At 54.9% G+C, this 12,609-nt stretch carries 11 protein-coding genes and 1 pseudogene; 8 read left to right on the forward strand and 4 right to left on the reverse strand.

What is annotated here, in order from left to right; translation table 11 throughout:
• The first annotated feature begins 74 nt into the window (after window positions 1-74).
• The 4 genes from xylA (at window position 75) to ACJ9Y9_RS00905 (ending at window position 4,473) form a co-directional block, all read left to right on the forward strand.
• A complete protein-coding gene (gene xylA / locus ACJ9Y9_RS00890) occupies window positions 75-1,397 on the forward strand; it encodes a xylose isomerase (RefSeq protein ID WP_014830210.1) in 1,323 nt (440 codons plus the stop codon).
• Between the two features lie 60 nt (window positions 1,398-1,457).
• A complete protein-coding gene (xylB, locus tag ACJ9Y9_RS00895) occupies window positions 1,458-2,912 on the forward strand; it encodes a xylulokinase (RefSeq protein ID WP_028018252.1) in 1,455 nt (484 codons plus the stop codon).
• 101 nt (window positions 2,913-3,013) lie between these two features.
• Window positions 3,014-3,553 carry an isochorismatase family protein gene (locus tag ACJ9Y9_RS00900; RefSeq protein WP_028018253.1) on the forward strand — a complete coding sequence of 180 codons (540 nt, stop codon included), beginning with the start codon at window positions 3,014-3,016 and terminating at the stop codon, window positions 3,551-3,553.
• A complete protein-coding gene (locus ACJ9Y9_RS00905) occupies window positions 3,553-4,473 on the forward strand; it encodes a GlxA family transcriptional regulator (protein WP_028018254.1) in 921 nt (306 codons plus the stop codon). Before ACJ9Y9_RS00900 ends, ACJ9Y9_RS00905 begins: the two co-directional genes overlap by 1 nt.
• Here the strand turns inward: ACJ9Y9_RS00905 and ACJ9Y9_RS00910 are convergent.
• Window positions 4,466-5,461: an acyltransferase gene (locus ACJ9Y9_RS00910; RefSeq protein WP_028018255.1), complete on the reverse strand. Its 996-nt coding sequence runs from the start codon at window positions 5,459-5,461 to the stop codon at window positions 4,466-4,468. The genes ACJ9Y9_RS00905 and ACJ9Y9_RS00910 overlap by 8 nt on opposite strands.
• Before the next feature lie 183 nt (window positions 5,462-5,644).
• Here ACJ9Y9_RS00910 and ACJ9Y9_RS00915 point away from each other — a divergent pair, with 183 nt between their 5' ends.
• The 3 genes from ACJ9Y9_RS00915 to glyS all read left to right on the forward strand — a co-directional run bounded on the left by ACJ9Y9_RS00915 (window position 5,645) and on the right by glyS (window position 9,101).
• On the forward strand, window positions 5,645-5,950 hold the full coding sequence (locus ACJ9Y9_RS00915; protein ID WP_028018256.1) for a YsaB family lipoprotein: 306 nt from the start codon (window positions 5,645-5,647) through the stop codon (window positions 5,948-5,950).
• Between the two features lie 160 nt (window positions 5,951-6,110).
• Window positions 6,111-7,022 carry a glycine--tRNA ligase subunit alpha gene (gene glyQ / locus ACJ9Y9_RS00920; RefSeq protein ID WP_003860141.1) on the forward strand — a complete coding sequence of 304 codons (912 nt, stop codon included), beginning with the start codon at window positions 6,111-6,113 and terminating at the stop codon, window positions 7,020-7,022.
• A 9-nt stretch (window positions 7,023-7,031) separates the two neighbouring features.
• Window positions 7,032-9,101 (forward strand): glycine--tRNA ligase subunit beta, encoded by a 2,070-nt coding sequence (gene glyS, locus ACJ9Y9_RS00925; protein ID WP_028018257.1) that lies wholly within the window; start codon window positions 7,032-7,034, stop codon window positions 9,099-9,101.
• 93 nt (window positions 9,102-9,194) lie between these two features.
• Here the strand turns inward: glyS and ACJ9Y9_RS00930 are convergent, their stop codons facing one another.
• Both ACJ9Y9_RS00930 and ACJ9Y9_RS00935 read right to left on the reverse strand, forming a co-directional pair.
• Window positions 9,195-9,644 carry a hypothetical protein gene (locus ACJ9Y9_RS00930; RefSeq protein WP_028018258.1) on the reverse strand — a complete coding sequence of 150 codons (450 nt, stop codon included), beginning with the start codon at window positions 9,642-9,644 and terminating at the stop codon, window positions 9,195-9,197.
• Window positions 9,611-9,757, reverse strand: a pseudogene (locus ACJ9Y9_RS00935) (HAD family hydrolase); the annotation flags it as partial. The pseudogene ACJ9Y9_RS00935 and the gene ACJ9Y9_RS00930, both read right to left, overlap by 34 nt.
• A gap of 797 nt (window positions 9,758-10,554) precedes the next feature.
• On the opposite strand from ACJ9Y9_RS00935, the gene ACJ9Y9_RS00940 reads away from it, so the two are divergent.
• Window positions 10,555-12,174, forward strand: coding sequence for an ABC-F family ATP-binding cassette domain-containing protein (locus ACJ9Y9_RS00940; RefSeq protein ID WP_028018259.1), 1,620 nt, complete (start codon window positions 10,555-10,557; stop codon window positions 12,172-12,174).
• A gap of 38 nt (window positions 12,175-12,212) precedes the next feature.
• Here the strand turns inward: ACJ9Y9_RS00940 and ACJ9Y9_RS00945 are convergent, their stop codons facing one another.
• Window positions 12,213-12,500 (reverse strand): HTH-type transcriptional regulator, encoded by a 288-nt coding sequence (locus tag ACJ9Y9_RS00945; RefSeq protein ID WP_028018260.1) that lies wholly within the window; start codon window positions 12,498-12,500, stop codon window positions 12,213-12,215.
• Window positions 12,501-12,609: the final 109 nt, after the last annotated feature.

Here is a 12,609-nt window from a genome sequence, read left to right on the forward strand (position 1 = left end):
GCAACCCAGAATGTCTATTCACTATTACTCCTGTATCTATGACTCACCGCATACCCCTGATTATGGAGCTCAATATGCAAGCTTATTTCGACCAACTCGATCGTGTTCGTTACGAAGGCCCAAAAACGACCAATCCTTTAGCATTTCGTCACTACAACCCGGATGAGCTGGTGCTGGGTAAGCGCATGGAAGATCATCTGCGCTTTGCCGCCTGTTACTGGCATACCTTCTGCTGGAATGGTGCCGATATGTTCGGTGTGGGTTCCTTTGACCGCCCGTGGCAGCAACCTGGTGAGGCCATCGAGCTGGCGAAGCGTAAAGCCGATGTGGCGTTTGAGTTCTTCCACAAGCTGAACGTGCCGTACTACTGCTTCCATGATGTCGATGTGTCACCGGAAGGCGCGTCGCTGAAAGAGTACCTGAACAATTTTGCGCAGATGGTGGATGTGCTGGCGGCGAAACAGCAGCAAAGCGGCGTGAAGCTGCTGTGGGGCACGGCAAACTGCTTCACCAACCCACGTTACGGTGCGGGCGCGGCAACCAATCCGGATCCGGAAGTGTTTAGCTGGGCGGCTACGCAGGTTGTGACAGCAATGAACGCCACGCATCAGTTGGGTGGTGAGAACTATGTTCTGTGGGGCGGTCGTGAAGGCTATGAAACCCTGCTCAACACCGATCTGCGCCAGGAACGCGAGCAGATTGGCCGCTTTATGCAAATGGTTGTCGAGCATAAGCACAAAATCGGTTTCCGCGGGACGCTGCTGATTGAACCGAAACCGCAGGAACCGACGAAGCATCAGTATGACTACGATGTGGCGACCGTGTACGGCTTCCTGAAGCAGTTCGGCCTGGAAAAAGAGATTAAAGTTAACATTGAAGCCAACCATGCCACCCTGGCGGGTCACTCTTTCCATCACGAGATTGCCTCTGCTATTGCGCTGGGCATCTTCGGCTCTGTTGATGCTAACCGGGGCGATGCACAGCTGGGCTGGGATACAGACCAGTTCCCGAACAGCGTGGAAGAGAATGCGCTGGTGATGTATGAAATTATCAAAGCGGGTGGTTTCACTACGGGTGGCCTGAACTTTGACGCCAAAGTGCGTCGTCAGAGTACCGATAAATACGATCTGTTCTATGGCCACATTGGCGCGATGGACACGATGGCGCTGGCGCTGAAAGTGGCCGCGCGTATGATTGAAGACGGTGAACTGGATAAACGCGTGGCGAAGCGTTACAGCGGCTGGAACAGTGAGCTGGGCCAGCAAATTTTGAAAGGTCAGTTATCACTTGCGGAAATCGCGAAGTACGCTGAACAACATCAACTGGCACCGCAGCACCAGAGCGGGCACCAGGAGTTGCTGGAAAATCTGGTCAATCACTATCTGTTCGATAAATAACAGCATCCAGGCCCGGTCGGCGCAGCGCCACCGGGCATTTCTGTTAAAGGAGTCACCGGAATGTATATCGGGATCGATCTTGGCACATCGGGTGTGAAAGCCATCCTGTTAAGCGAGCAAGGCGATGTGGTCGCAACACAGACAGAAAAGCTGCAGGTTTCACGTACGCACCCGCTGTGGTCGGAACAGGATCCGGAGCAGTGGTGGCAGGCGACGGATCGTGCAATACAGGCCTTAAGTGAACAACACAGTCTGCGTGACGTGAAAGCGCTGGGGATCGCCGGGCAAATGCACGGCGCTACGCTGCTGGATAGCCAGCAGCGCGTGCTTCGTCCAGCGATCCTCTGGAACGATGGCCGCTGTGCAGAAGAGTGTGCGCTTCTTGAGGCGCGCGTGCCCACATCCCGCGACATCACCGGCAACCTGATGATGCCCGGTTTTACTGCGCCCAAATTACTGTGGGTGCAGCGACACGAGCCGGAGATTTTCCGTCAGGTGGCGAAAGTCCTGCTACCGAAAGACTATCTGCGCTTTCGTATGACGGGCGATTTTGCTTCCGACATGTCTGATGCCGCCGGTACCATGTGGCTCGACGTGGCGAAACGTGACTGGAGCGAGGCGATGCTGGATGCCTGCCATTTGACCCGCGAGCATATGCCCGCACTGTTCGAAGGCAGCGAAATTACCGGTACATTGCTGCCGGCCGTTGCTGAACGCTGGAATATGCCTGCCGTACCGGTGGTGGCAGGTGGCGGTGACAACGCGGCGGGTGCCGTGGGCGTCGGCATGGTTGAGGCGGGACAGGCGATGCTTTCTCTGGGAACGTCTGGCGTCTATTTTGCCGTCAGCGACGGGTATCGCAGCAATCCTGAAAGTGCGGTACACAGCTTCTGCCATGCCCTTCCGGGGAAATGGCATTTGATGTCGGTCATGCTCAGTGCGGCGTCTTGCCTGGACTGGGCGGCGAAGCTGACCGGCATGGCCGACGTTCCGGCGCTCATTTCTGCGGCGCAGCAGGCGGATGACGCTGCGGGTACCGTCTGGTTTTTACCGTATCTTTCCGGCGAGCGTACGCCGCACAACAACCCGGAAGCGAAAGGGGTGTTCTTCGGTTTAACCCATCAGCATGGCCCGGCAGAACTGGCGCGTGCGGTGCTGGAAGGTGTGGGCTATGCGCTGGCTGACGGAATGGACGTGGTGCATGACTGCGGTCTGAAACCGGCAAGCGTCACCCTGATCGGCGGTGGTGCGCGAAGCCCTTACTGGCGACAGATGCTGGCGGATATCAGTGGATTGCAGCTGGATTTTCGCACCGGTGGCGATGTCGGGCCAGCACTTGGTGCCGCGCGTCTGGCACAGATAGCCATCAACCCTGAAAAGCCGCTTTCGCAGCTGTTGCCGCAGCTTACGCTTGAACAGGCGCATTTACCTGACGCGTCACGCCATGCGCGGTACGCGGAAAGACGCGACGTGTTCCACAAAATCTATCAGCAGCTGCTGCCGCTGATGTCGTAAATACGCTTGTCCTGGATAGGCACGAGGATGTCCTTTTTTGGTCTGTGCGTGCCTTCCTTTCCTTGCCAGTATGGTGTCACACCCACTGGCGAGGAAATCTCATGTCACGCATTGCATTAATCAATATTGATACGCAGCAGTCGTTCCATCATCGCTATTACTGGCGGGAGGACGACATTCCTGCCTTTCAGCAGGCGATGCTGGGGCTGATTGAAGGCTGCCAGGCGCGCGGTATTCCGGTCGTGGATATTTTCCATGTCGATGAAGACGGCCCTTTTACCCTGCAAAGCGGCTTTGTCAAACCAATGGCCTTTTTGCGTCATCAGCCGGATGTGGTTTTCCAGAAACACGTCCATAATGCCTTCACGGATACCGGGCTTGACCGCTGGTTGCGCGAGCGTGATATCAATCAGCTTATTATCTGCGGCATTCGCACTGAACAATGCTGTGAAACCACGGCACGCGTGGCATCCGATCTGGGTTATGCTGTGACCTTTGTTAGCGAGGCAACGCTTACATTTCCAATGACCTACAAGGGCATTACCCTTAGCGCAGCGGAAATTCGCCACCGTACCGAGACGGTGCTGTCCGGGCGTTTTGCCGAGATTAAAACGGTAGCGGAGACGCTGGAGTCATTGTAATGCGCATCGACGTCTGGTTCGTGATGTTGCCCGGGGTGCTGTCATTAGATATGACGGGCCCGGCGGAGACCTTTGTGCTGGCTGGCGACGCGTTTCGTCTGCATTACATTGGCCCGCAACCGGACGTTCCGACGTCGATAGGTCTGACGATGAGCGGCATCCAGCCCTTGCCGGAAAACCTGCCTCCAGGCAGTCTAATGGTCCTGCCGGGGGTGAGCGACTCCCGCAGTCAATTCTCAACGCCACAGGCGCAGCAGATCCAGCACTGGATGATGCGCCTGCAACCGCAGATCCAACGCCAGGATATTACCGTGATGTGCGTCTGTTCAGGGGCGTTGCTGGCAGCAAAATCAGGCCTGCTGAATCACCGTCAGTGTACAACCCATCATGATGTTATTAACCGTTTACGCACTGCGGCTCCCACGGCGACGATTAAAGAAAACCGGATATTTGTGCAGGATGAGAATATCTGGACCAGCGCAGGGATCACCTCTGGCATCGATCTGGCACTGCATATGATTAACCGCCTGTGCGGCCCGGAAAAGGCGCTGGCCGTGGCACGTGAGATGGTGGTCTGGTTCCGCCGCTCCGGCGATGACCCCCAGTTATCCCCGTGGTTGCGCTACCGTAATCATCTTCATCCGGCCATCCATCGGGCGCAGGATGCGCTCACCGCCGAGCCGCAAAAAACATGGAATTTGCCTGAGATCGCCGCCGTGGCGCATGTCAGCCCACGTCATCTAACCCGGCTTTTTCAGTCGCATTTAGGGATTAGCGTTCGCGATTATCTGGAGCAGTTGCGTCTGGCGGTGGCGGAGCAGTGGTTGCTGCAGGGGCGCGGTGTGGAGCAGGCTTCACTGGCGGCAGGGTTTTCCTCCCCGCGCCAGTATCATCGCGCCCGGCAGCGAAGCGTTAACTGACGAAGCGGCGCGTGTCTATTTTTTGCAGCAGCATCGACAGCAGCAGGCTGACAACCAGCGTGGCGACAAAAATCCAGATAATATCCAGCACCGGCCAGCTTTTCAGCTCAACGCCCCTCGTTCGTAGCGCGTGGATGATCAGCGCGTGAAATCCATAAATCCCCAGAGAATGCCGCGAGATAACGCTCAGCATGGGCAGAGGACGCGTATTCAGGGTATTTTTGGTAAGCGTGAGGAGCGATACGGCACAGATAAAGACTATTGGTCCGCAATACAGATACCAGGTATCGGCAAAATTGCCACGCCACTGCAACTCGTGCAGCGTCCCGCGTGAAATCACCGCCACGCCAGCGATAAACAACGCCCCACACAGCCAGTTCATACCGCGTTTTTGAGTATCCATCATCCCAATGGCGCGCCCCAGCATGCCATATAGCACGTAGTAAAAAGTATCGCCGCTGATATAGAGGTTGACCGGCAACCACTCAAATCCGTCGATTTTCTGTGAGACTGTATTCGGGTTGGCGATAATGCCAATCACCACCATCAGAGCCAGGAGCATTTTGCCGCTGACGTTTTTCACCTGAATGAGCGGAGAGACCAGATAGATAACGATAATGGCGAAGAAGAACCACAGATGGTAGAACACCGGTTTTTGCAGCACGTATTTCAGCGATAACCCGGCATTAATGGAAGTGAACAGGGTGATATAGAGCAAGGCAACGGCGCTGTAAAATCCCAGGCAGGCGGCGATGCGGATGAAGTGCTTTGGTTGCGCACTACGCTCTCCAAAAAAGAGAAAGCCGGAAATCATAAAGAATAGCGGCACGCTGACGCGCGAAGCCGCGTTGAGAATATTGGCGATATCCCAGTTAACAGGAGTGATGCTGTGCGGATTCGTGACATACCAGGTCGTCGTGTGGATCATCACCACCATCAGACACGCTATTCCTCGCAGGTTATCAATCCAGTTAATTTTTGACTGCATCAGTTCCTCGTATTCCCTGTAAATTGAGTATGACTGTCATTTTCCAGAAGTCTTCTTCTGGAAAAATCTGAGTTTTATTCAGAAGGCTTGTAGGGAGGCCGCGAGATTCGCAGAATGCCGGACCGTAATCTATAAAAGCTTTGATACTAAAAATAACAGCCACTGACCAGGGCGGTGATAAAAATGATGATGAAGCGTGTGGCGTCACTCTTTCTGCTGTTCATGCTGGCAGGGTGCAGTGCCCCACAAGAAGCCCCTGTGCAAAAAGCGCAGCAGGGGAAAATAAGCCCGGAACGTTCGCTGAATATGGAACAGCTCTGTAAGGGGCAGGCGGCCCGACGCTATAACTCGGACGTGCAGAAAATTGATGTCACCGGGTTTGAGCGCTTTCAGGGAAGTTATGAGCTGAGGGGTTATACATCCCGTAAAGAGGGCTTTATCTGCTCGTTTGATGCGGACGGCCAGTTTTTACACCTCTCTATGCGTTAGCCTGCTCGTATAATCTACAGCCAGACGCCATCAGCGCTCTGGCTCGACGGCTTATTTCCCAATTTTCCCTAAACAAACCCGTTTCATACTGTATATCTTGCAGCCAGCGGGTATACTGGTCCCTTCCATTTAAAACCACACGTATCCAGCACGAAATACTATGCAAAAGTTTGATACCAAGACCTTCCAGGGCCTGATCCTGACCTTACAGGATTACTGGGCTCGTCAGGGCTGTACCATTGTTCAACCTTTGGACATGGAAGTCGGCGCAGGCACTTCACACCCGATGACCAGCCTGCGCGCGTTGGGGCCAGAGCCAATGGCGACCGCGTATGTGCAGCCTTCCCGTCGTCCGACCGATGGTCGCTACGGTGAGAACCCGAACCGTCTGCAGCATTACTATCAGTTCCAGGTGGTGATTAAGCCATCACCAGACAATATTCAGGAACTGTACCTCGGGTCACTGAAAGAGCTGGGTATGGATCCAACCATTCACGACATTCGTTTCGTGGAAGACAACTGGGAAAACCCAACGCTGGGTGCCTGGGGTCTGGGTTGGGAAGTGTGGCTGAACGGTATGGAAGTGACCCAGTTCACCTACTTCCAGCAGGTTGGTGGTCTGGAATGTAAACCGATTACCGGTGAAATCACTTACGGTCTGGAACGTCTGGCCATGTATATTCAGGGCGTAGACAGCGTTTACGACCTGGTCTGGAGCGACGGCCCGCTGGGTAAAACCACCTACGGCGACGTGTTCCATCAGAACGAAGTGGAGCAATCCACCTATAACTTCGAATACGCGGACGTGGACTTCCTGTTCACCTGCTTCGAGCAGTACGAGAAAGAAGCGCAGCAGTTGCTGGCGCTGGAGACTCCGCTGCCGCTGCCTGCTTACGAGCGTATTCTGAAGGCCGCCCACAGCTTCAACCTGCTGGACGCCCGCAAAGCCATCTCCGTGACTGAACGTCAGCGCTACATTCTGCGTATTCGTACCCTGACCAAAGCCGTTGCAGAAGCTTACTATGCGTCCCGTGAAGCCCTTGGCTTCCCGATGTGCAATCGAAACAAATAAGAGGCGGCCATGTCTGAGAAAACTTTCCTGGTGGAAATCGGCACTGAAGAGCTGCCACCAAAAGCCCTGCGCAGCCTGGCTGAATCTTTTGCTGCGAACGTGACTGCCGAGCTGGATAACGCTGGCCTGGCACACGGTAAAATTGAGTGGTTTGCTGCACCGCGTCGTCTGGCGCTGAAAGTGGCAAATCTGGCGGCGTCTCAGCCGGATCGCGAAGTCGAAAAACGTGGCCCGGCCATTGCCCAGGCGTTTGACGCCGAAGGCAAGCCGAGTAAAGCGGCTGAAGGTTGGGCGCGTGGTTGCGGTATTACCGTTGACCAGGCTGAGCGTCTGACCACCGACAAAGGTGAGTGGTTGCTGTATCGTGCCCATGTGAAAGGTGAAAGCGCAGAAGCGCTGCTGCCTGACATGATTGCCACTTCCCTGGCCAAGCTGCCTATTCCAAAACTGATGCGCTGGGGTGCGTCTGACGTGCACTTCGTGCGTCCGGTTCACACAGTGACCCTGCTGTTGGGCGATACCGTTGTTCCTGCCACCATTCTGGGCGTAGCGTCCGATCGCGTGATCCGTGGCCACCGCTTTATGGGCGAGCCTGAGTTCACCATCGACAATGCCGATCAGTACCCAGAGATCCTGCTGGAACGCGGTAAAGTCATTGCTGACTACGAACAGCGTAAAGCCAAAATCAAAGCGGACGCGGAAGACGCGGCGCGCAAGATTGGCGGTAAAGCCGATCTGAGCGACAGCCTGCTGGAAGAAGTGACTTCACTGGTGGAATGGCCGGTTGTACTGACCGCGAAATTCGAAGAGAAATTCCTGGCCGTTCCGGCTGAAGCACTGGTGTACACCATGAAGGGTGACCAGAAGTACTTCCCGGTTTATGCCAACGACGGCAAACTGCTGCCAAACTTCATCTTCGTTGCCAATATCGAATCCAAAGATCCGATCCAGATTATCTCGGGTAACGAGAAAGTGGTTCGTCCACGTCTGGCGGATGCGGAGTTCTTCTTCAACACCGACCGTAAAAAACGTCTGGAAGATCATCTCCCACGTCTGCAGACCGTGCTGTTCCAGCAGCAGCTGGGTACGCTGCGTGACAAAACTGACCGTATCGCGGAGCTGTCTGGCTGGATCGCGCGTGAAATTGGTGCGGACGTAAACCACGCCACTCGTGCTGGCCTGCTGTCCAAGTGTGACCTGATGACCAACATGGTGTTCGAGTTTACCGACACCCAGGGTGTGATGGGCATGCACTACGCGCGTCACGATGGCGAAGCGGAAGATGTGGCAGTTGCCCTGAACGAGCAGTATCAGCCGCGCTTTGCGGGTGACGAACTGCCGTCTAACCCGGTGGCTTGCGCCGTCGCGATTGCCGATAAGATGGACACCCTGGCGGGTATCTTTGGCATTGGTCAGCATCCTAAAGGCGATAAAGACCCGTTCGCGCTGCGTCGTGCTGCATTGGGCGTGCTGCGTATCATCGTTGAGAAGAACCTGAACCTGGATCTGCAGACCCTGACTGAAGAAGCGGTGCGTCTGTATGGCGACAAGCTGACCAACGCGAAAGTCGTGGATGACGTGATCGACTTTATGCTCGGTCGTTTCCGCGCGTGGTATCAGGACGAAGGCTACACCGTCGATACCATTCAGGCGGTACTGGCGCGTCGTCCAACCCGTCCGGCCGATTTCGATGCACGTATGAAGGCGGTGTCCCACTTCCGTACGCTGGAAGCGGCATCAGCCCTGGCGGCGGCCAACAAGCGTGTATCCAACATTCTGGCTAAGTCTGATGAAACGTTGAACGAGCGCGTGAACGCCGCGACCCTGAAAGAGCCGGAAGAGATCGCTCTGGCAATGCAGGTTGTGGTGCTGCGTGACAAGCTCGAGCCGTTCTTCGCCGAAGGTCGCTATCAGGAAGCGCTGGTAGAACTGGCGGAACTGCGTGACGTTATCGACGCCTTCTTCGAGAAAGTGATGGTGAACGTAGAAGATAAAGAACTGCGTATTAACCGTCTCTCTATGCTCGAAAAACTGCGTGAGCTGTTCCTGCGCGTGGCGGATATTTCGCTGCTGCAGTAATGTGCCCGTTGCTACAAATGCTAAAAACCCGCTTCGGCGGGTTTTTTTATGGGGCTTTTGTAGGCCGGATAAGCGTAGCGTCATCTGGCAGGTTTAGCCGATCGCGATTGTGCCTTCGTCTGTCTGCAGCCAGCGCGGTGCCTTCAGCGTATCGGCAAAGTAGCTGACCAGCTCGCACAGCAAATCTTCCATAACGATTTCAGATTGTCGCGGCAGTGTGCCGTTCATCAGCAACTGCGTAATCTCCTGACAGTAGCGCCCCAGCTGATCGCTCTCGGGTTCGAAAGCTGGAACGCGTGACGGGAGTTCCTTCACGGTCAGGCTGGCTTTTAAAGCGTCCAGAACAGGATCCAGAAGCGTGGGTTGCAGAAGATTCAGGCAGGCATAGAGTCTGCCGTAAAGCGCCATTTTTGGGGTGGGTTCTTCGCAATCTACCAGTGCGTCGGTAAAACGTTCGCAGTTATCCGCCAGTTCGGTGAATTCGGTGGCGTGGTTGAAGGGCAGAGTGATTAAAGAATGAACTTGGGTTGGGGTAGTAGCCATATTGGCAGCCTCCGATAAGTGATAAAGCTTCCACCATCGGAAATGCTAATTTCGCTGGTGGTGGACTGAACAGAGTTAGCATTACCGGCCTTATCGGATACCGGCGCATCTTTCGATGCCCCTGCTCAGCCCACCATTGAGATGTAGCAAAGCATGCTGCACAAAATGTGCCGCCGATAAGATAAGCCAGGATGCTAAACCCGGCACCTGATTTTGCAGGTGCGAAGAGAACTTACTGCTCATCAAAACAGGCGGCAACAGATTTGAGCTATACCACTGAGGATATTACCATTTCTGGAAAGAGACTCGCAAAATTACCGCAATGAAAAGCATACTGCGGGCAGAGGTCTTACAGCGACGCTATGGTCCGGCTGTAAATCGCTGAGGCGTTTCCTGTAGGCCGGGGCGAGGCGCATGGATGCGCCGAGAGGGCGGGCTTTACAGGGATGTTACCTCCGCCCGTCCCCGATAAGCCGGAAGGAATAAGCCGAAGGTACCGCGTAGCGGCGATTTACCGCCGGGAGCCCGGGTAGCCAGGGTGGTGGCGACTGAGCCACCCTGGCACGTTCACAGGTATTGTCGTTACAGAGTAGCAAGGAACATAAAGTGAACGGAATGACCACCAGAGCCATATGCTCCCCCTCACCCTAACCCTCTCCCCAAAGGGGCGAGGGGATTGTTCACTGCTCGCATTAATTTGTGGGGATCCCTCAGCCCAAAGGGAGAGGGAGTATAAGTCGTCCAAAATTTAACCTTGAAATGTTCAACGCATTCCCGCTATCCTTGTCCCCGTTAAATTTCTCCCTCAGGAGCGCCCCCCAAAAATGAACAAACACGACTGATGAATTTCGATCCTTGCTAAACGCCACCGCGTCGGCAGGGGATGTTTTGATTTCATTCAGGAGTGCTTATGGCTCATTTTGCGCAGTCCCCTTCTTTTATTTTGCATCAGGTCACCTGTCAGTTTGCGACGGGCGATACCCTTTTTGGTCCGCTGAATTTTTCTCTGGAACCGTCTTTGTGCGCACTGGTTGGCCGCAACGGCAGCGGGAAAACGCGTCTGCTGCGCTTGCTTGCAGGGCTTGATGAGCCCGCAAGCGGGCATATCGAACGTACAGGAACACGCGTCTATGTGGCTCAACAGCAGGATATTTTGCCGCATACTACGCTGGCTGAGCTGCTCGGATACGAGGCAATCTTCGCGGCGCGATCGCGTATCGACAGCGGGGACTATCAGCCTGAAGATCTGGAAATGCTCGACGGGAACTGGGATTTAGCAGAACGCCTGAGCGAGGCGTTTATCCATGCGAAATTGCCACCGTTTGACCCCGATAAAATAGCCAGCGAATTCAGCGGCGGTGAGCGCATTCGCGCCCTGCTGTGCGGCGCATTCACAGCACAAGCAGATTATCTGTTGCTGGACGAACCCACCAACCATCTTGATCGACAAGGCCGGACGTGGCTCTACGACCGGCTCAGTTGTTTCCAGGGAGGCGTGCTGGTGGCCTCTCATGACCGCGAACTTCTGGAGCAGGTGCCGCGTATCCTTGAACTGAGCGCCTCGGGTCTGCGCAGCTACGGCGGGAATTACGCGGACTATATCCATCAGCGCGATTCCGAACAGCAGGCGGCCCGTGCGGCGCTGGAACATGCGGCGACGGAGCGAAAACGCACCCGAGCGCGAATGCAAAAAGAGCATGACGACAGCCAGCGGCGTTCGGCAAAGACATTGCGCACCGTCGATACCCTGAATATCGCGTCGTTCGAGCGGGTCAAATATAAAGGCGCGGCAAAGGAGCGGATCGGCTCCTGGAAAAAACAGCACAGCGATCAAAATGAAGCCCTGAACGCCGCGGTGAACAAGGCTCGCGAACGGGTTGAAGCGGATAATCCGGTGATGTTTACCTTGCCTGGAAGTCAGATTCCCGAAGGGAAACAGGTGCTGGTTCTGGAGGATCTTGTGTTGCCGCATGTGAATATCTCACCGCTCAACTGGCGAATGGTCGGACCGATGCGCGTGGCGTTGAAGGGACCGAACGGCTGCGGAAAGTCGACATTGTTAAAAGCGATCCTCGGTAAAAATACCCCTCGTTCCGGTGCCTGTAAGGTATCTGTAAGCTGTGCTTATCTCGACCAGCATCTGTCTCAGCTCGATCTTTCGCAGTCGGTCATGACGCATCTCAATCTGGGGAATACACCGCTGGATGAGGGCGTGATACGAACCCGTTTAGCCCAGCTTCAACTGGGTGCCGACAAGGTCACGCTCCCGCTGGCAGAGTTGAGCGGCGGCGAACGTCTTAAGGCTGCCCTGGCCTGCGTACTGTGGCGCGCGGAGGCTACGCAGCTCCTGCTGCTGGATGAACCGACCAACCATCTGGATCTTGCATCAGTCCAGGCGATTGAATCGGCACTGGCTGGCTTCCCCGGTGCGCTGCTGGTGGTGTCACACGATGAGGCATTTTTAAAAGGGTTAATGTTGACGCATGAGCTGGTGTGGGAAGAGGAGGGTTGGCGCTGTGAAAGTCTTTAAACACAAGCCCCCGCAGAGGCGGGGGCATTCGAACGTTATTACGCTATCTGTTTGCTGAATGCAGGGCTGGCCTGAATCAGGCGCATCAGCTTTAACTCGGTTGGCGTGGGTTTTTCACGTTTTGACTCCCACTCCTGTACCATCGCCACGCTGACACCCATTGCTCTGGCGAATTCTTCGGTTTTCAGTCCTGTCCCTTTGCGCAATTGCTCATATTCTGTAAAGGGATTGGACTTTTGTTGCAGGGTAATCGTCTGCGGTACATCTTTAAAAATAATCTGTTCCAGACTGCTCAGCAGCTCAAACTCAGGATCTTTATATTCCATTGAGAACTCCTCTTAAATCACACATCGGGATCAAGAACATCAGAGAGCCAATTAAGGATAGTCTCTAATACAAACGAGGGATCGTCATGGTTGTGATTAATCGTGCGGA

The sequence above is a fragment of the Enterobacter sp. CPE_E1241 genome (assembly GCF_045618265.1).
Classification (GTDB): domain Bacteria; phylum Pseudomonadota; class Gammaproteobacteria; order Enterobacterales; family Enterobacteriaceae; genus Enterobacter; species Enterobacter adelaidei.